Genomic DNA, 18,921 nt, shown 5'->3' on the forward strand with positions numbered 1-18,921 from the left:
CGCTGCGATCTTGGTCTCGGGAGCGGTCCACCCACTCATGAGCCCAGCGCCTCCAGCAGCAGGAACAGCTTGGCCACGCCTTCGTAGAGCACATTGCCCGAAGGCGCGCGGTCGGGGCGCAGGCGCCGCCCGGTCAGCTGGCTCAGCAGCACGCGCGTGCGGCCCGCCCATTCGCCCTGGGCATTCAGCAGCCGCCACACGGTGGTGCTGGCCTGGCCGGCGATCAGCACGCGCTTCATCATCTGCGGGTCGCCCAGCTCGCCCAGGCCACCCACCAGTTGCAGGCCCTGGCGGATCAGGCGGAAGCAGGGTTCGGCCTCGGCGGCCCAGGCCTGCCATTGCGCGAGCTGCGCCGCATCGACCTCGCCGCCGAGGTTCGACAGCAGGTAGCCCTGCGCGAGGATCTTGAGGCTCTTCGGCTCCATCACGCGCGTCACCACGCAGCGCAGGGCCGGCAGCCCGTGCTCGCCGCGCAGCTGCACCACGGCATGGGCCTGCGCCTGCAGCGCCGGCTTGCCCTTGAATCGCACGCCATGCGGCTGGCCGAAGTCCAGCGCCAGCCGTGCCAGCGTGCTGCCGCGGCCGGTGCCGGCATCGACGATGGCGGTCGAGCCCGGCGCACGCGCCAGCCAGCCCAGCCCGCGGGCCTGCACGGCCCCCATGAATTCGACGGTGGGCAGGCGCGGCAGCACATGCACCACCGGCTTGCCGAAGTCCTGCTGCGCCAGCCACTGCAGCGGGCGCTGGCCGGGCTTGCGCGCCGCCTCGCCGGCCGTGCGCGCGCCGGCGGTGGAGAGCCACTGGTTGGGCGCGGCCAGCGGCCGGCCGTCGCGGTCCGAGAGCAGCAGGCTGCTTTCGCAGGCATAGGCATCGCCGCCCTCGTTCGACTTGAGCCCGAGCTGCCCGCCGAGTGCCAGCACATGGCGATCGCAGCCGGTGGCGATCTCGCTCCAGGCGTGGGCCTTCAAGGACTGCAGCACGGACTTGTGCAGCACGTTCTCGTCGGCCGCCATGCGCCACAGCTCGCGCGCCGCGTCGAAGCCCAGATCGGCGTCCGCCAGCGCTCTGGCGGCCCAGGCCACCTCCTGCGCGTCGTGGGCCATGGCATGGATCAGTTGCCGGTACTTGAGTCGCAGGCGCTCGGTCTCGGCCTGCGCCTCGGCCACTTGCGATGCAGCCTCGGCCGGAGCGGGCCGGTCCTGCAGGTCGCTCTCGCCGGGCACGAAGAGCGCGCTCGGCGCCCTGGCCTGTAACACGCTGTCGACCAGCGCGGCGCGATCGGCCGGCGCCAGGTTCTCCGGCACCTTCTGGCCGCTGGAGACGTAGTGCACCGGCAGCCGGTGGCGGATCACGGTGTCGATGAGCGCGCCCGGGTGCGTGGCCTCGTCCACCTTGGTGAAGATGCAGCCGGCCAGCGCGTTGTCGCTGCCGCCGTGGCGGTAGGCATGCACCACTTCGTTGAGGGTGTCGCCGTGGCTGGCGGCATTGAGCAGCAGCAGCCGCTTCACCGGCCGCGGGCTGCTGCCGAGCATGGCGATCTGCTCCGACACGGCGCGGTCGCGCTGGCTCATGCCCACGGTGTCGATCAGCACCATGTGCTTGTTGCGCAGGTCGTTGAGCACCAGCTGCAGGTCGGTCGCATCCTTCACCGCGTAGACCGGCACGTTGAGGATCTGCCCGTAGATGCGCAGCTGCTCGTAGGCACCGATCCGGTAGCTGTCGGTGGTTACCAGCGCGAGCTTGTCGGCGCCGAAGCGCATCACGCAGCGCGCGGCGAGCTTGGCGGTGGTGGTGGTCTTGCCGACGCCGGTGGGGCCCATCAGGGCGTAGACGCCGCCCTCGGCCAGCAGCGCATCCTCGTCCTCCATCACCGGCAGGGTGCGGATCAGCTCCGAGCGGACGAAGGCCATGCCCTGGGCATAGCTCTGGCCGGCGGGCAGATGCTCCAGCATGGCCTTGGCGAGGCGGGCGCTGAAGCCGGCGCCCAGCAGCGTGCGCAGCAGGCGCCCGCGCATGGGGTCGCGGCGCTGGCGGTCGTTCCAGACCACGGTGGCCAGCTGCTCCTCGATCATGCCGCGCATGGAGTGAAGCTCGCTGAGCACGGGGTCGGGATGCGATGCGACTGCCGCCGGCGCTTCGGCCGCGGTCGCGAAGCTCATGGGGGTCGCAGCGGCGGGCAAGGCCTGCTGCAGCAAGGGCGCGACAGGCACCGCCGGCCGCGCGGGCACGGAGGGCATGAAGGGCATCGGCGGCATCGAGGGCACCGGCATCGGCGCGGGCATCGCGGCGGTGGGCCTCGGCAAAGGCATCGCAGCAGCAGGCGCGGGCGCGGACATCGCAACCGCGGGCGCCGCGTGCTCCGCCACCTGCTCCATCTCCTCCGGCGCCATGGCGACGATCTCGACGCCCTCGGCGACCACGCGGTTGGTCAGCACCATCGCCTCCGCGCCCAGGGCTTCGCGGGCCAGCCGCAGGGCTTCGCGGCTGGTGGCGGCGACGAACTTGCGTGCGGCGCTGCGCACGTCCGTGATGATGTTCAAACTCTTCCTCCGATGGTGGCGGTGATCTTGATGTGGCGGGAATCAGGGATCTCGGCGTGCGAGAGCACCTTGAGCTGCGGCAGGCTGCGCCGCAGGAACCGGGAGAGCAGCACGCGCAGCGGGTGCTGCACGACCAGCACCGGCGCCAGGCCCAGCTGCTCCTGGCGCGCGATCGCGGCCTGGGTCTGCGCGAGCAGGTTGTCGGCCAGGCCGGGCTCGATGCCGCTGTTGCTGGTCATGGCCTGCTGCAGCAGGCCGTCGAGCGTGGCGTCGAGCCCGAGCACCTGCAGCTCCGAGTCGCCGGGGAACAGCTGCTGCACGATGGCGCGGCCCAGCGCCAGGCGGGTGAGCGAGGTCAGCTCGGTCGCGTCCTTCACCGTCGGCGCCTGCTCGGCCATGACGTCGAGGATGGTGCGCATGTCGCGGATCGGAACCTCTTCCTCGAGCAGGTTCTGCAACACCTTGTGCAGCGTGCTGAGCGTGATCACCTTGGGCACGAGGTCCTCGGTGAGCTTCGGCGCCGTCTTGCCGACCTGGTCGAGCAGCTGCTGCACTTCCTGGCGGCCCAGCAGCTCGGCGGCGTGGGTCTGGATCAGGTGGTTGAGGTGCGTGGCCATCACCGTGCAGGCGTCGACCACCGTGTAGCCCAGGGCCTGCGCCTGCTGGCGCTGGCTGGCGTCGATCCACACCGCGGGCAGGCCGAAGGCCGGGTCCTGCGTGGGCGTGCCGGGCAGCGTGCCGGTGACCTGGCCGGGGTTGATCGCCATCCATTGGTTGGGGTAGGCCTCGCCGCGCCCGATCGCCACGCCCTTGAGGCTGATGATGTAGCTGTTGGGCTGGATCTCGAGGTTGTCGCGGATGTGGACCACCGGCACCAGGAAGCCCAGCTCCTGAGCGATCTTCTTGCGGATGCTCTTGATGCGGCCCAGCAGCTCGCCCTGCTGCGACTGGTCCACCAGCGGGATCAGGCGGTAGCCCACTTCCATGCCCAGCGGGTCGACCAGGGCCACGTCGTCCCAGGTGGCCTCGGCCGCCTCGGGCACCGGCGCGGTGGCTGCGGCCTGGGCGGCGGCCGCCTTCTCGGCCGCCTGCTGCGGCGCGCGCAGCAGCAGCCGGCGGGCGAACCAGAGCAGGCCGCCCGCGATCAGCAGGAAGGCCAGGTTCGGCATGCCCGGGATCATGCCCATCAGGCCGATGATCGCGGCCGTGAGGAACAGCACCTGAGGGTTGGAGAAGAGCTGGCCCGTGAGCTGGCGCCCCACGTCCTCGTCGGTGGTCACGCGCGAGACGATCACGCCGGCCGCGGTCGAGATCACCAGCGCCGGGATCTGCGCCACCAGGCCGTCGCCGATGGCCAGCAGCGTGTACGTCTTGCCGGCGGTGGAGAAGTCCAGCCCGTGCTGCACCACGCCCACCACCAGGCCGCCGATGATGTTGATCACCATGATCAGCAGGCCGGCGACGGCATCGCCGCGCACGAACTTGCTGGCGCCGTCCATGGAGCCGTAGAAGTCGGCCTCTTGCGCCACCTCGGTGCGGCGCTTGCGCGCCACGTCCTCGCCGATGAGGCCGGCGTTGAGGTCGGCGTCGATCGCCATCTGCTTGCCGGGCATGGCGTCGAGCATGAAGCGCGCGCCGACCTCGGCGATGCGGCCCGCGCCCTTGGTGATGACCATGAAGTTGATCAGCACCAGGATGATGAAGACCATCACGCCGACCGCGAAGTTGCCGCCCACCAGGAAGTGGCCGAAGGCCTCGATGACCTTGCCGGCGGCGTCGGGGCCGGTGTGGCCGTGCATCAGCACCACGCGGGTGGAGGCCACGTTCAGCGACAGGCGCAGCAGCGTGGAGAACAGCAGCACCGCCGGGAAGGCCGCGAAGTCCAGCGCCTTCATGGTGTACATGCTGACCAGCAGCACCATCACCGAGACCGCGATGTTGAAGGTGAACAGCAGGTCCAGCAGAAAGGGCGGCAGCGGCAGCACCATCATGCAGAGGATCATGATGATGAGGATGGGGCCGGCCAGGCCCTTCATGTTGCCGCCGGAGAGGCTCTGCGGCGGCAGTCGCAGGAAGGTGGCGATCGCGTTCATGCGGCCTGCAGGTTGTATTCGAGGTCCTGGGGAATGGGCAGCTCACCCGGCGTGCGCGGCGCCTCGCCGCCCTCGGCCTGCCAGCGCTTGAGCTGGTAGACCCAGGCCAGCACCTCGGCCACGGCGGTGTAGAGGCCGGCGGGAATCTCGTCGCCCAGGCGGGTGTACTTGTAGAGCGAGCGCGTGAGCGGCGGCGCCTCGAGGATCGCGACCTTGTTCTCCTTCGCGATCTCGCGAATGCGCTCGGCCACGCCGTCCGTGCCCTTGGCCACCACGCGCGGCGCGCGCATGCTGTCGACGTACTTCAGGGCCACCGCGAAGTGCGTGGGGTTGGTGACCACGATGTCGGCCTTGGGCACCTCGGACATCATGCGGCGCCTGGCCATCTGCTGCTGCTGGCGGCGGATCTGCGCCTTGATGTGCGGGTCGCCCTCGCTCTCCTTGTGCTCCTGGCGCAGGTCTTCGCGCGACATGCGCAGCTTGCGGTAGTAGCTCCACAGCTGCCAGGGCACGTCCACCAGGGCGATCAGCAGCAGCGCGGAGGTGATGAGCGCGCAGTTGCGCGCCACCAGCAGGATCATCTGCGGCAGCGCGGCGCGCTCGGACTGGGCCATCAGCGCGTTGACCTCGTCCATGCCGTCCATGATCACCACCCACGCCACGCCGCCGATCAAGAGCGACTTGGCCAGCGCCTTGAACAGCTCGGCCAGCGACTGGGTGGAGAACAGGCGCTTGATGCCCGCGATGGGGTCGAGCTTGTCGAACTTGGGGCCGATGGCCTGGGTCGAGAAGAGCCAGCCGCCCAGCATCAGCGGCGCCACCAGCGCGGCCAGCACGAGCATGCCCATCAGCGGCGCCATCGCGACCAGCGCCTGCATCGCCAGCAGGCCGGCCTGCGTCAGCATGAAGGAGGTGTCGAAGGCGGCGGCGCGCTCGAAGCGCAGGCCATGGCCGAGCGTTGCACGGAAGTGGCTGCCCAGCGGGCCGGCCATGGCCCACAGGCCGGCGACCGCGGTCGCGAGCAGAACGAAGGTGACCAGCTCGCGAGAACGGGCCACGTTGCCTTCTTCGCGCGCCTTCTCCAGGCGCCGCGGCGAGGCGGGTTCTGTCTTTTCGAGATCGCTTTCTTCAGCCATTCATGCTCCGGGAGAGCATCGGCGAACATCGCCGAGTCGTGGCTGATTATTGGATTTGGGAGCGCTGGGCAATCCCTTGATGAGGGGGCGGATTGCCCTCCTGCTTGGGGCTTAGAGAAGGTTGTTGCTCACGCGCCTGTCCTTGTCGAGCTTGCTCAGGAGCATGTGGGTTCGCGCGGCTTCGATGAAGCTGTCGCGGTTGAACTCCGACAGCGCCTGCATATCGGCCGAGGGATGGTCGGGCAACATCCATTCAGGCGAGAACGCAACCGCGTAGCCGTGAAGTGCGGCAACTGCCTCGATCATCATCTCGCAGATGGAGGCGCTTCCGCGATCGAAGGTCGAAGTGTGCGAGAAGTCATAGAAAATCGATGCAAGCTTGTCCTGGAGCTGCCGCGGGTCTGGCGTCCAGCGAATTACCTCGAGAAAGTCTTGCCCAAGCACATGGTTCGCCTTGCGCGGGGGATGCTCGCAAACAATGCGAGTTATCTCGATGGGGCTGGCGAATGGAGTCATGTCCTTCTGCGGCGACCATTCGAATCTGAAACAGGCTCTCGCATTACTATTTCCGCGGTAGAAGAGACACCCCACCTTGTCCCTTCCGCCTTGGAGCTGCAAGGACATGTCATGCTTGTGCAGATCGACGAGCCCGCAGACAGGTAGGAAGTTCCACGGATCTCCATCGCCGCGCGAACAAGATTCGTTCCAAGCCGGAGCAATAACTTGCCCGATCTTGGCGATCATCATCGCTTTCCATGGCTTCCAGCCAGGCGCGCGGCTCACGGGGTCCGACAATCTTCCAGTTGTCACGAAGCGTCCGAATTCCTCAAACTCCGGCGTGGCGGTCATCTCCGCGATTCTTCCTCTTTCTTTTCCGGCCAATCCAAGAAAGCTATGGAGAAACGCTGTGACGGCTTCGAGCCGGTGTTCATACGTCGTCAGATCCTTCGTCTGATGAGAGAACCTCGCCAGAAAGGACGTGAGTACCGGCACCGTCAAGCCCATGGTAGCCATTCCGAATATGGCGTTCCCCACTTCGCCGCCATAGGCGTCAAGCCGAGACAGCTTGTCCGAGCCGCTGCCCTCAAGCTTCTGGAGCTGCTTGAGGGTCGTTGATGCGAAGTTGATGAATCTCCGCTCCAACTCTTCCATGTCGCGATAGTCCTGCACCTCTGCGTCGAGCAATCCGTAACTCATCTGAAGCGCGTTGTGCAGATTGAGTTGCGTCGACAGCTTTTCATTGGAGGAAATCAACTCGTAGATGACTTGGTTGATCCCGTAAAGGGTCTTCAGCCTGGTGGGCCGGCATTCGCGCTTGATGTCTTGTGCAACCTCATCCCAATGGTCGGAGTCATAGAGCGACAGGTCGCTCTCGACGTTGGGGCGCAAGGGATTTCGCGAGGAATGGACAGATTGGAGATGGAGGGCAACAGGTTTCATTGGAAACTTCCGTTGCCACTGGGTAACGTGCGGCAGTGCCTGGTTCCCGGTGCCGGTCCCGTTCGCAGAGACCGGCAGACGATGCTCCCTCTGGAAGCTCAGGCTCTCCCGCAGATGACACCCTGCGACCAGTCCTTCACCGCCTCGGGATTGTCGACCTGGATCTGCGGGAGCGGATTGCCCTCCAGCTTGGGCGTTCGCTGCAACAACAGCCCCTGCACGGCTCAGAACCCCAGACTCTCCAGCAAATCATCCACCTGCGCCTGATCCGTCACCGCCTCCGGATTGTCAGCCTTGATCTGCGGCCCGTTCATCAGGCCGTTGCCCTGCACGACGGCGAGCTCCGGCCGCTTCTCCATCGGCGAGTTGTCGATCAGCACCTGCAGCAGCTGCGTCTCGACCTCGTTGACCACGTCCATCATCTTCTTGATGACCTGGCCCGTGAGGTCCTGGAAGTCCTGCGCCATCATGATTTCCATCAGCTGCGAGTTGATGGCGCTGGCGCGCTCGGGCACCTGCTGCAGGTAGCCGCGCGTGTCCATCACCAGCTCGCGCGCCTGGTCCAGCTCGATGGGGTCGGCGAACCATTGGTCCCAGCGCCCGCTCAGGCTCTTGGCACCGTTCGACAGCGCCTCCTGCATCGGCTGCGCGACGTCGATGGCGTTGAGCGCGCGATGCGCTGCCCGCTCGGTCATGGTGGCCACGTAGCTGAGGCGGTCGCGCGCATCGGGGATGGCCTGCGCGGCGCGCTCGACCTGCTTGTCCAGGCCCAGCTCGCGCATGCCCTCGCGCAGCTGGCGCGTCAGCTGGCCGATGCGGCCCAGCAGTTCGTCGTGCGTGTTGCCCTGTGTGTTGGCGCTCATGTCAGGCAGCCTCTTTTTGCAACTTCTCGAAGATCTTGTTGAGCTTCTCTTCGAGCGTGGCCGCCGTGAAGGGCTTGACCACATAGCCATTGGCGCCGGCCTGCGCCGCGGCGATGATGTTTTCCTTCTTCGCCTCGGCCGTGACCATCAGGACCGGCAGCTTGGCCAGCTCGGGATCGGCGCGGATGGTCTTCAGCATGGTCAGGCCGTCCATGTTGGGCATGTTCCAGTCCGACACCACGAAGCCGAAGTCGCCGCCGCGCAGCTTCTCGATACCGGCGGCACCGTCCTCGGCCTCGTCGACGTTGAGGAACTCCAGCTCCTTCAACAGGTTGCGCACGATGCGGCGCATGGTCGGGAAGTCATCCACGACCAAAATCTTGATGCTCTTGTCGATCACGGTTTCTCCAGCTTCGATGGTTCGGATTCAAGTGCGGCGTCACACCCGATTGGTGCGTTCGCCGAAGGTGCGCAGGTGCGCGAGCACGCGGCGGCTCATTTCGTTCAGGGGCGCCACCTCGTCCACGGCGCCGAGCAGCACGGCCTCGCGCGGCATGCCGTAGACGACGCAGCTCGCCTCGTCCTGCGACAGCGTGTGGGCGCCCGCCTGCTTCATGCGCAACAGGCCCTCGGCGCCGTCGCGGCCCATGCCGGTGAGGATCATCCCGATCGCGTTCTTGCCCGCATGCCGCGCCGCCGAGTCGAACAGCACGTCGATCGAAGGCCGGTGGCGGTTCACCAGCGGCTCCTGGTTGAGCTGGGCCACGTAGTTGGCGCCGCTGCGGCCCAGCGCCAGGTGATAGCCGCCGGGCGCGATGTAGGCATAGCCCGGCAGCACGCGCTCGCCCTGCTCGGCCTCTTTCACATGGATGCGGCACAGCCCGTCCAGCCGCTGCGCGAAGGAGCGCGTGAAGCCGGGCGGCATGTGCTGCGCGATCAGCACGGCCGGAGCGTCCGGCGGCAGCGGCTGCAGCACTTCGCGGATGGCCTCGGTGCCGCCGGTGGAAGCGCCGATGATGATCAGCTTCTCGGTGGACAAGAGCGGGCTGCGCAGCATCGGCTCCTGCGCGCTCTCGGCCGTCGCTCTCGTGGCGGCGGGCCGGGCCGGCAGCAGCCGCGCCTGCGCCGCCGCGCGGATCTTGCCGGCGATGAGCTCGGTGTACTGAATCAGCCCGTCGCGCACGCCCAGCTTCGGCTTGGTGACGAAGTCGATCGCGCCCAGCTCCAGCGCACGCAGCGCGATCTCGGAGCCGCGCTCGGTCAGCGAGGACACCATCACCACCGGCATCGGCCGCAGGCGCATCAGCTTCTCCAGGAACTCCAGGCCGTCCATGCGCGGCATCTCGACGTCCAGCGTCAGCACGTCCGGGTGGGTCTGCTTGATCAGGTCGCGCGCCACCAGCGGGTCGGCGGCGGTGCCCACCACCGTCATGTCGCTCTGGCTGTTGATGAGCTCGGTCATCACGCTGCGGATCAGCGCCGAATCGTCGACGCACAGGACCTTGATCTTCTTCATGACAGGCACTTGCCCTTGTTCTTGTTGGCGATGGCGAGCCGGCGCAGCAGCTCGCCCTCCTCGCGCTGGACCGACTGCACCTCGCCCTGGGCGCGCAGCTTGCGCACCACGGCCTTGCCGCTGTGCGGCAGCAGGCAGACGCGGCGCGCGTGCGGGCCGCGCAGGTCCTGCGCGGCGACGGCGATGCGCTCGGTCTCGAGGTAGCGCAGCACGAAGTCGGCATTGCGGTCGCCGATGTTCAGCGTGGTCATGTTGGCGAGCACGGCAGCGCCGCCGAAGACCTTGGCCTGCAGCCGGTCGCGCCGCGCGCCGGCGCGCAGCAGCTCGCGGATCAGCACGTCCATCGCATAGGCGCCGTAGCGCATCGACTCGGCCTGGCCGCGGGTGCTGCCCGGCTCGCCATCCTCCGGCAGCATGAAGTGGTTCATGCCCGCCACGCCGGCATCGCGGTCGACCAGGCAGGCCGCGACGCACGAGCCCAGCACGGTGGTCATCACGGTATCGGCGGCGGTGACGTAGTACTCGGACGGCAGGAGCTTGACGGCCATGCGGTCGAAGTCGCGGTCGAAGTAGTGGTGGCTGGCGACCGATCCCGGAACCGCAGCGCTCATGGTCGCGCCTTGCGGTTCACTTCGTACACCGTCTGCCCGATCGCCTTGAAGTTCGGGCTGACCAGCGAGGCATTCTCCGAATGCCCCGCGAACAGCAGTGCGCCGGGCTTGAGCAGCGGCTCGAACCGGTCGAGGATGCGCTTCTGCGTGGGCTTGTCGAAGTAGATCATCACGTTGCGGCAGAAGATCGCGTCCACCGGCTCCTTCACGGGCCACACCGGGTCGAGCAGGTTGAGGCGCTCGAACCTGATCATGGCCGCGAGCTCGGGCCGCACGCGCACCTTGCCGGCGTTGGCGCCCGTGCCCTTGTTGAAGAAGCGCCGCAGCCGCTCGGCCGGCAGGCCCTTGACCTGCTCCAGCGTGAAGACGCCGGCCGAGGCCTTGGCCAGCACCGCCGTGTCGATGTCGGTCGCAATCACGCGGGCCGTGGAGGCGCGCTCGCCCAGGGCCTCGACCAGCGTGATGGCGATCGAGTACGGCTCTTCGCCGGTGGAAGCCGCGGCGCACCACACGGTGACCGGCTGCTTGCTGCGCTTCGCATGCTCGGCCAGCACCGGGAAATGGTGCGCCTCGCGGAAGAAGGAGGTCAGGTTGGTGGTCAGCGAATTGATGAAGGCCTGCCACTCCTCGCCGTCGTGGCTGGATTCCAGCATGTCGAGGTAGCGCGAGAACTCCGGCATGCGCAGCTCGCGCAGACGGCGCGACAGGCGGCTGTAGACCATCTGGCGCTTCTGCTCGCCCAGGGCGATGCCCGCGCGCCGATGGATCAGCGTGCGGATCTTCGCGAAGTCGTGGTCGGTGAAATGGAATTCGGAGTTCACGGTCGCAGCCGATGGCTGGCTTTCAATGTACATGGCGCTCGCCTTTTCCAATGCCTCGATCAAGTGCGCAAAAGCCTTGCATCTCGGGTTGCCTCAGGCCGGATCGGCGGGGCCGAGATCCTGCGCCCAGGCGAGGGCCGACAGGTGCGCGGCGTTGACCTGGTCGGCGCTCATGAAAAGCGCCTCCGCCAGGCTCGCGGCGCGCACGCCGTCTTCCTCGCAGCTCTCGGCCAGCGCGAGGAATGGCCCGTAGGCACCCTCGCGCGCGAGGATGGCCTGGTGCACGGCCTCGCTGAGCTGCACCTGGCCCAGGACCTCCCGCATGGGGACGCCGAGCAGCCGGTCGATCAGCGAGAACATGCCGACCACGAAGAGGTTGTCGGCATCCGAGGCGGGCAGCATCCCCTTGCCCATCAGCTCGACGAAGCGCCCGCGCATGACGGCCTTCTTCATCATGAAGGGGGGACTGGCCTTGGCATTGCTCATGGCCAGCAGCACCGAGAGCCAGCGGAACAGCGGCGCATAGCCGAGCATCGTCACCGCGTGGCGCATCGAATGGATCTCGACGCCGGCGCCGATGGCCGGCGAGTTGATGTAGCGCAGCAAGCGGTAGGTCAGCGCCGCGTCGCGCTTGAGCACGGCCTCGATCTCGCGCACGTCCTGGTTGCGCTGGATCATCTGCATCAGCTGCACGATCAGCATCGACGCGGGCTGCAGTTCGCCCTGCCGGGGCGCATCGTCCTCGCCGGGCCGCAGCCGGGGCCCGTCGACGAACACCTCCAGATGCTGCGCGGCGGCGGCATCGAAGTCCCCCCATTCATTCATGCGGGTGACGATCAGCTGCAGCGGTGGCCGGCCCGGCTGGGCCTCGGCGCGCAGCCGCTCCACCAGCGCGCGGTCGCCCGCGCCCACGTCGAAGTGGGTCACGAGGCCGCGCAGCGCCTCGTCCTGCGGCAGCGCATCGGCGCCGCAGAGCATGAAGTGGAAGCCCTGCTCGCGCAAGAAGAGCACGATGGGCCGCAGCTCCTCGTTCATGAGCAGGTCCAGCCCCACGCACAGCACGACGTTCTCGGCCGGCAGGAGCTGCAGCTCGCCGGCCACGACCGACTCGGCCGTGACGTCGACGAACAGCAGGGTGCGCCCCAGCGCCCAACCGGCCTTGGGGTCGTTGAGATGCTTGCCGGCGCAGCTCATGAGCGCCTTGAACTGCGCGACGGCATCCGCCGCGTTGTCCGGCGAGGCCGGGCGCCACGCGAGCCGGTAGCCCATGACGCGCTTGCCCGCGTCGAGCAGCTGGGCGTAGGTCACGTAGCCGCCGGCGTCCGGTTCATTGGCGGCGGGCGCCTGGACGGGCGTGTCGCTGCCGCCGAATTCCCGGCGACGGAAGAAGTCGAAGCGCATGCGTGGGTCTCCCGTGCTCTCAGGCCGTGATGGCATCGATCCTGGAGGCGCCCGCCAGCGCGGCGGCGCCGATCGCCTGGGCCCGCTGGATGCGCGGCATGGCGCCGACGTCGATGATGAAGGCCACGCTGCCGTCGCCCAGGATGGTGGCGGCCGAGATGCCGGGCACCTTGCGGTAGTTGGTCTCGAGGTTCTTCACCACCACCTGGTGCTGGCCCAGCAGCTCGTCCACCAGCAGCGCGAAGCGCGCGTCGTCGGCCTGCACGATCACCAGGATGCCCTGCGTCGGCTGGGTCTGCGCGCCGGCCACGTCGAACACGCGGTGCAGCTCGATCAGCGGCAGGTATTCGCCGCGCACCTTGATCACGTGGCCGTCGGCGGTGATCGAGTGCAGGTGCTCCGCCAGCGGCTGCAGCGACTCGATGACGTAGCTCAGCGGCAGGATGTAGGCCTCGTCGCCGACCTTGACCGACATGCCGTTGAGGATGGCGAGCGTCAGCGGCAGCACGATGCGGGTGGTGGTGCCGCGGCCTTCGCGCGAGCTGATCTCGACGTGGCCGCCCATCTCCTGGATGTTGCGCTTGACCACGTCCATGCCGACGCCGCGCCCGGAGATGTCGGTGACCTGCTCGGCGGTGGAGAAGCCGGGCGCGAAGATCAGCTGCCACACCTCGTCGTCGGGCATGCTGTCGCTCACGGCCAGGCCCTGCTGGCGGGCCTTGGCGAGGATCTTGCCGCGGTGCAGGCCGGCGCCGTCGTCGCTGACCTCGATCACGATGTTGCCGCCGTGGTGCTGCGCCGACAGCAGCAGCTGGCCGGTCGCGTCCTTGCCCTTGGCCAGGCGCTGCTCGGGGGTCTCGATGCCATGGTCAAGGCTGTTGCGCACCAGATGCGTGAGCGGGTCCACGATGCGCTCGATCAGGCCCTTGTCGAGCTCCGTCTCCTTGCCGTAGGTGTCGAGGCGCACCTGCTTGCCCAGCTTGGCGCTGACGTCGCGGATCACGCGCGGGAAGCGGCTGAAGACGTAGTCCATCGGCATCATGCGGATGGACATCACCGACTCCTGCAGGTCGCGCGCATTGCGCTCCAGGTGGCCGAGGCCGCTCAGGAAGCGCTCGTAGGCCACGGGGTCGAGCATGGTGGCGGCCTGGGTCAGCATCGACTGCGTGATCACCAGTTCGCCCACCAGGTTGATGAGCTGGTCGACCTTCTCCACGTCGACGCGAATCGAGCTCGACTCCTTGGCGCTCGCCGCCGCCGGCGCGCCCGTGCCGGGCGCCGGCTTGGGGGCTGCGGCCTGCACGATCTCCGCGGCAGCAGCGGCCGGGGCTTCGGCGACTCGGGCCTCGGCGTCGGGCGCGGCCGCTTCGCGCGTGATCTGCGTGATCTCGATCTGCGATTCGTCGATGACGAAGCAGCACACGGCAACGATGTCGTCGGGGCTGCAGGTGGTCTCGAGCATCACGGTGAGCTGGTCGCCGGCGCGCGTGCGCGACAGCAGCGTGCCGAGGTTGCCGAGTTCGTCGGCGAGCAGGTCGCACTCGCTGTCCGACAGGCGCGAGAAGCGCACGCGCAGTGCACCTGCCGGCATGGGCTCGGCGGGCGCGGGCTTGGCCGCCACCGGGGCCGCTGCAGGCGCAGGCGTGTGCGCCTGCGCGCCTTCGGCGGCGCCGTTCTCCAGCGCCAGTTGTTGCAGCACGGCGCAGATGTGCGCCACCCTCTCAGGCTCCGGTTCTTTGCCCGCCTGGTAGGCCGTCAGTTGTTCTTGCAAGGCGTCCTTCGTTTCCAAAAAGGCATCGATCATCGGAGCGCTCAGGCTCAGCTGGCCATGGCGCGCACGGTCCAAAAGGGTCTCCAGCAGGTGCGTGGTGTCGGTCAGGGCGGTGAAGCCGAAGGTGGCCGCGCCGCCCTTGATCGAGTGCGCGGCGCGGAAGATGGCGTTGAGCTGCTCGGCATCGGGCGAGGCGACGTCGAGCTCGAGCAGCAGCTGCTCCATCTCGGCCAGCAGCTCGACCGCTTCGACGAAGAATGCTTGTGTGAATTGACTGAGGTCCATGAGTGCTCCGTTTTCCGGCTTCTTCGGGCCGGGTTAGTTCGCCGGCGGCGGGGCCTTGTAGGCCGTCACCTTGACGTTGTCGACCGGCAGCGGCGCGGGCCGCGGCAGGCGGCCGGCGCGGGTCGCTCCGCCGGCTGCGTCGCCGCTGTTCTCGCGCTCGATCTGCTGCTGCGTGCGCTGGTTGAGCACGATGATGCTGATGCGGCGGTTGATCGGGTTGCGCGGCTCGGCCTTGTCCAGGTGCATGCTGTCGGCGAGCCCGACCACGCGCAGCACCTTGGCCTCGGCCATGCCGCCCATCACCAGCTCGCGCCGCGAGGCGTTGGCCCGGTCGGCCGACAGTTCCCAGTTGCCGTAGGAGCGGTCGCCGTTGGTGTAGACGATGGCGTCGGTGTGGCCCGACAGCGTGATCTTGTTGGGCAGCTCGTCGAGCACCGGCCCGATCTCGCGCAGGATGCCGCGCACGTGCGGCAGCAGCCGGGCGCTGGCCAGGTCGAACATCGGGCGGTTCTCGTTGTCCACGATCTGCAGGCGCAGGCCTTCGGTCGTGATGTCGATCAGGATCTGCGGGCGGAACTGCTTGAAGACCGGGTTGCTCTCGATCAGGTCGTCCAGCCGCTTCTTCATGCTGGCCAGGCGGTCCGCGTCGGCCGCGTCCTCCACGTCGGCCTGGGCCAGGCGGACCTCGCCGTCGACGCGCGTCGTCGGGTCCATGCCGCCGCCGGGAATGACGCTGGTGCTGGTACTGCTCTTCTCGCCGCCGTTGATCGCGACTTTCAGCGGCATCCGAAAATGCTCCGCGATGCCTTCGCGCTGCCTGGGCGAGGCATTGGACAGCAGCCACATCACGAGGAAGAAGGCCATCATGGCCGTCATGAAGTCGGCGTAGGCGATCTTCCAGCCGCCGCCGTGGTGCCCGCCGCCGCCGTCACCGGCGACGCGCTTGACGACGATGCGTCCCTTGTCTGCGCTCATGTCCCTGCCCCCGCCGTCTCATCGAGACTTGACTTCGCGCACATGGCTGTCGAGCTCCGTGAAGGTGGGCCGCTCGGTGGAGAACAGCACCTTGCGGCCGAACTCCACCGCCAGTTGCGGCGCATAGCCGTTGAGGCTGGCCAGCAGCGTGACCTTGGCGCACTGGTACATCTTCATGCCCTCGGCCACCTTCTGCTCGATCAGCGAGGCCAGCGGCGACACGAAGCCGTAGGCCAGCAGCACGCCGAGGAAGGTGCCGACCATGGCATGCGCGATCAGCGCGCCCATCTCCGCAGGCGGCAGGTCGGCCGAGCCCAGCGCATGCACCACGCCCATCACCGCGGCCACGATGCCCAGCGCGGGCAGCGCGTCGGCAATGCGCGAGAGGCTGTGGCTGGGCACCTCGGCCTCGTGCTTGATGGTCTCGATCTCATGGTCCATCAGCGCCTCGATCTCGAAGGCGTCGGTATTGCCGCTGATCACCAGGCGCAGGTAGTCGCAGAGAAACTCCATCATGTGGGGGTCGCTCAGGATGTCGGGATAGCGCGCAAAGATCTCGCTCGAGGCCGGGGCCTCGACGTCGCCCTCCAGCTTCATCATCCCTTCCTTGCGCGCCTTGGCCAGCAGCTCGTAGAGCAGGGCCAGCAGGTCCATGTAGAGCTGCCGGTTGTGCTTGGAGGAACGCAGCAGCAGCGGCAGCTCCTTGATGGTGGCCTTGATGGTCTTGCCGTTGTTGCCGGCAATGAAGGCGCCGAGCGCGGCGCCGCCGATCATCAGCAGCTCCACCGGCTGGAACAGCACGCCGAAGTGGCCGCCCATCAAGGCATAGCCGCCGAAGACGGCCCCTACCACGACCAGATAGCCAACCAGAACCAGCACGCGCTTCCCCTTTGCCTGTCAGGGCATCGAACTCAGTGCCTGCCTTCAGGGCAGGGCCGTCTGCAGGCCCTGTTCGATGGGCGCTACCTCCGTGTTATCGGCAGGAGAGGCGGGTTTCTGAAGGGCTGTTTCGCTCGAGGCGCCGGCGGCCGCGCGTTTCGCGCCGCGGACCTTGCCGGCGCGCGAAGGCGGGCGGCACAGCACGCACACATAGCCGTTCTTGCTGTCGTGGGCGTGCGCGACGAAGCGGCCGCCGCAGCGGCAACAGGTGCTCAGCTGCAGCATGTCGCTGTCGAAAAAACGCACCATCGTGTAGGCACGTGTGAAATCCAGCACGATTTCGCCGCCTTGCGATTCGATTTGCTCGGAATAAAGGCGATAACTCTTGATCAAGGCCTGCAATCCGCTCTCGTCCGCGTGCGTCAACATGAATTGATACATGTTGTAAAACATCGACGAATGGATATTGGCCAGCCACGTCATGTACCAATCCGTGGAAAAAGGCAGCAATCCCTTGGGCGGCGAGACGCCTTTGAGTTCCTTGTAGAGGCGAATCAGGCGCTCGCGGCTCAGGTCCACCTCGGCTTCCAGGAACTGCAGCCGGGCACCGAGCTCGATCAGCTCGATGGCCAGCTGAACCTCGCGCACTTCGCGCAGCACGCTCTTCTGCGTCCGGCCCGCGCCGGACGCACTTGCCGAACTCCCTTCGCCTGCGGCCCCGTTGCGAACGCCTCCCTGCGACCGGGTGCCGCTCATGCGGCGGCGCCGGCTTCGCGCATCTGCAGCCGGCGGGCTGACATCAGGATCGACATGTGCGCTTGCTGGAGCGTCGTGTCCTTTTCTTCGCCGACGACGGCCGACATCGAAGGATGGTCGTCGATGCGGAAGCTGCACAGAAGGAAGTTGGAAGCCGCCAGCTTGAGGATCTGGGAGAGCGACATGCCGGCCAGCATGTCGGCCAATTCGCGGCTCACGCCGAGCTTCAGCATCGCGGCCGCCCGGTCGTGCTTGACGAGCTTCTGAGCCAGCAGCATGTAGGCAAGATTGATGTCGCCGATTTCTCTCGAAATGTCGCCGGTTGCCCCATTCATCGTCTTATCCATTTCCACTTGCGCTCCGTTTTATCAATGCGTCGAGTGTATGCAGGCCGCTTATGATTTGTAACCTTTGTCGATTTCTGTCCGTCGAAGTGAGGAATAAATTACGGAAAATGTACGACCCGTCCTACAGGGGAACACGGGGCTCCGCAGAGGTAAGAAGAACTCATGTATCTTCATAAAGACGGCGTCGTTCCTATTCCATAGAAAAAAGTATTAGCTTTTCGGTTTCGGGAATTGGCCGATCGCAGCTGGAGCAACAAAAGTATTAATTGGCGATCACCTCGAATTGCGCGTGACGATGGCCGCCTCGTCCTGCTCCAGCCCATGGATCCAGGCCATCACCTCCGCCACCGCGAGGTAGAGCTCGGGCGGGATCTGCCGGTCCAGATCGACCTGCATCAACAGACGCACCAGGTCGGGCGAGGCATGGACGTACAGCCCGTTCTCGCGCGCCTCGCGCATGATCGATTCCGCCGCCACGCCGTAGCCCTTGGCCACGACGATCGGGGCACGGTGCTGGTCCGGGTAGGACAGCGCCACCGCGCTCGGGCGGTCTTCGCCAGCCTGGATCAACGAGCTTCTCCGGCGTCCGCCGCTTCGCCGGCCCGCTCGCCGACCTGCAGGGCTTGCAGCCGGAGACCGGCCGCCTCGAAGCGCTCCTCGAGCGCTGCCCCCTTGGAACGCATGCGCCCCGCGGTGGCGGCTTCGCTCGCCACCAAATGCGCCCGGACCTCGGTGCCGGCGATCGACAGGCGAAGTTCCACCGCCCCCAGGCGCGGCAGTTCCAGAGACAAGGTGGTGCTCCAGCGCCGCGGCGCCTGCTCCTGCGCGGCATCGCCCTGGCGGGCGCCCTCCTCCTGGATCGACCAGTCCATCGGGGCCAGGGGCCAGGCCTGGCCGGTCCAACGGAACATCGCAGTGGCCAGCAGGTCGAGCTGCTGGTGCACCACGGTGGCGGTCTGCGGATGGATCAGTTCGCCTTCGGCCGGCGCCAGATGCGCCTGCGGCTCCTGCGCCATCCGCGCCAGCGTGCGCGCACCCGCGGCGAACCGGACCAGATGCGATTCGTAGAAGAGCCCGCTGCGATCCACCGCTTGCGCCAGCGCGCCGGCCAGCGCGGCGCCCACGGGCGGCTTCTGCGCCGCGGGCCACATCGGCAGCGTTGCGCGCACCGGCCCCGCGTCCGGCAGTTCCGCCAGCAGCGCGCCGATCACCCGCGCCGCCGCGGACAGCCGGGCCGCGCCGGGCGCCGCGGACGCCGCCTCGCCCTGTGCCGGGGCAGCGGGCACGCCCGCCGGCAGCTGCCGCTCGAGCGCGAGGTGGGAAGGCAGGCGGACATCGTTGGCGACCGGAGCGACCTGGACCACGGGCCCGGGGGCCGCGTCGGTCGCGACCTGCCCCTGCTGCAACGCGACCAGCTCCAGCCGCGGCGCGAGCTTCGCGGCAAGCAGTGCGTTGTCCGGGACGCCGAGCTTGTTCATGCCGGGGTC

The 18,921-nt window shown here is 67.6% G+C and carries 17 protein-coding genes; all 17 read right to left on the reverse strand.

Features of this window, described 5'->3' with window-relative positions; genetic code table 11:
• Positions 1 to 35 precede the first annotated feature (35 nt).
• The gene (flhF, locus tag AC3A6Y_RS27095; protein WP_487871339.1) at positions 36 to 2,540 is read right to left on the reverse strand and encodes a flagellar biosynthesis GTPase FlhF; all 2,505 of its coding nucleotides are present in this window, start codon (positions 2,538 to 2,540) and stop codon (positions 36 to 38) included.
• On the reverse strand, positions 2,537 to 4,633 hold the full coding sequence (gene flhA, locus AC3A6Y_RS27100) for a flagellar biosynthesis protein FlhA (RefSeq protein WP_487871340.1): 2,097 nt from the start codon (positions 4,631 to 4,633) through the stop codon (positions 2,537 to 2,539). Before flhA ends, flhF begins: the two co-directional genes overlap by 4 nt.
• On the reverse strand, positions 4,630 to 5,769 hold the full coding sequence (gene flhB, locus AC3A6Y_RS27105) for a flagellar biosynthesis protein FlhB (protein ID WP_487871341.1): 1,140 nt from the start codon (positions 5,767 to 5,769) through the stop codon (positions 4,630 to 4,632). The genes flhA and flhB overlap by 4 nt, the downstream gene beginning before the upstream one ends.
• A 111-nt stretch (positions 5,770 to 5,880) precedes the next feature.
• Complete coding sequence (locus tag AC3A6Y_RS27110; RefSeq protein ID WP_487871342.1) at positions 5,881 to 7,209, reverse strand: hypothetical protein; 1,329 nt, start codon at positions 7,207 to 7,209, stop codon at positions 5,881 to 5,883.
• A 224-nt stretch (positions 7,210 to 7,433) separates the two neighbouring features.
• Positions 7,434 to 8,072, reverse strand: a complete 639-nt coding sequence (gene cheZ / locus AC3A6Y_RS27115) for a protein phosphatase CheZ (RefSeq protein WP_487871343.1) — start codon at positions 8,070 to 8,072, stop codon at positions 7,434 to 7,436.
• A gap of 1 nt (position 8,073) precedes the next feature.
• The gene (gene cheY, locus AC3A6Y_RS27120; RefSeq protein ID WP_487845634.1) at positions 8,074 to 8,472 is read right to left on the reverse strand and encodes a chemotaxis response regulator CheY; all 399 of its coding nucleotides are present in this window, start codon (positions 8,470 to 8,472) and stop codon (positions 8,074 to 8,076) included.
• A 39-nt stretch (positions 8,473 to 8,511) separates the two neighbouring features.
• Entirely contained in the window at positions 8,512 to 9,588 is a 1,077-nt protein-coding gene (locus tag AC3A6Y_RS27125; RefSeq protein ID WP_487871344.1) for a protein-glutamate methylesterase/protein-glutamine glutaminase, read from the reverse strand.
• Positions 9,585 to 10,199 carry a chemoreceptor glutamine deamidase CheD gene (gene cheD, locus AC3A6Y_RS27130; RefSeq protein WP_487871345.1) on the reverse strand — a complete coding sequence of 205 codons (615 nt, stop codon included), beginning with the start codon at positions 10,197 to 10,199 and terminating at the stop codon, positions 9,585 to 9,587. Before cheD ends, AC3A6Y_RS27125 begins: the two co-directional genes overlap by 4 nt.
• Positions 10,196 to 11,053, reverse strand: a complete 858-nt coding sequence (locus AC3A6Y_RS27135) for a CheR family methyltransferase (protein ID WP_487871346.1) — start codon at positions 11,051 to 11,053, stop codon at positions 10,196 to 10,198. The genes cheD and AC3A6Y_RS27135 overlap by 4 nt, the downstream gene beginning before the upstream one ends.
• Positions 11,054 to 11,113: 60 nt before the next feature.
• The gene (locus AC3A6Y_RS27140; RefSeq protein ID WP_487871347.1) at positions 11,114 to 12,421 is read right to left on the reverse strand and encodes an EAL and HDOD domain-containing protein; all 1,308 of its coding nucleotides are present in this window, start codon (positions 12,419 to 12,421) and stop codon (positions 11,114 to 11,116) included.
• 19 nt (positions 12,422 to 12,440) lie between these two features.
• Positions 12,441 to 14,477: a chemotaxis protein CheA gene (cheA, locus tag AC3A6Y_RS27145; protein ID WP_487871348.1), complete on the reverse strand. Its 2,037-nt coding sequence runs from the start codon at positions 14,475 to 14,477 to the stop codon at positions 12,441 to 12,443.
• 33 nt (positions 14,478 to 14,510) lie between these two features.
• On the reverse strand, positions 14,511 to 15,452 hold the full coding sequence (gene motB, locus AC3A6Y_RS27150; protein WP_487871349.1) for a flagellar motor protein MotB: 942 nt from the start codon (positions 15,450 to 15,452) through the stop codon (positions 14,511 to 14,513).
• 18 nt (positions 15,453 to 15,470) lie between these two features.
• Complete coding sequence (motA, locus tag AC3A6Y_RS27155) at positions 15,471 to 16,331, reverse strand: flagellar motor stator protein MotA (RefSeq protein WP_487871350.1); 861 nt, start codon at positions 16,329 to 16,331, stop codon at positions 15,471 to 15,473.
• Positions 16,332 to 16,376: 45 nt separating this feature from the next.
• Positions 16,377 to 17,087 (reverse strand): flagellar transcriptional regulator FlhC, encoded by a 711-nt coding sequence (gene flhC, locus AC3A6Y_RS27160; protein WP_487871351.1) that lies wholly within the window; start codon positions 17,085 to 17,087, stop codon positions 16,377 to 16,379.
• On the reverse strand, positions 17,084 to 17,422 hold the full coding sequence (flhD, locus tag AC3A6Y_RS27165; protein ID WP_487871352.1) for a flagellar transcriptional regulator FlhD: 339 nt from the start codon (positions 17,420 to 17,422) through the stop codon (positions 17,084 to 17,086). Before flhD ends, flhC begins: the two co-directional genes overlap by 4 nt.
• Positions 17,423 to 17,707: 285 nt before the next feature.
• Positions 17,708 to 18,004, reverse strand: a complete 297-nt coding sequence (locus AC3A6Y_RS27170) for an EscU/YscU/HrcU family type III secretion system export apparatus switch protein (protein ID WP_487871353.1) — start codon at positions 18,002 to 18,004, stop codon at positions 17,708 to 17,710.
• Positions 18,001 to 18,912, reverse strand: coding sequence for a flagellar hook-length control protein FliK (fliK, locus tag AC3A6Y_RS27175; protein WP_487871354.1), 912 nt, complete (start codon positions 18,910 to 18,912; stop codon positions 18,001 to 18,003). Before fliK ends, AC3A6Y_RS27170 begins: the two co-directional genes overlap by 4 nt.
• Positions 18,913 to 18,921 lie beyond the last annotated feature (9 nt).

Source organism: Variovorax sp. Soil_C_17 (assembly GCF_057657265.1).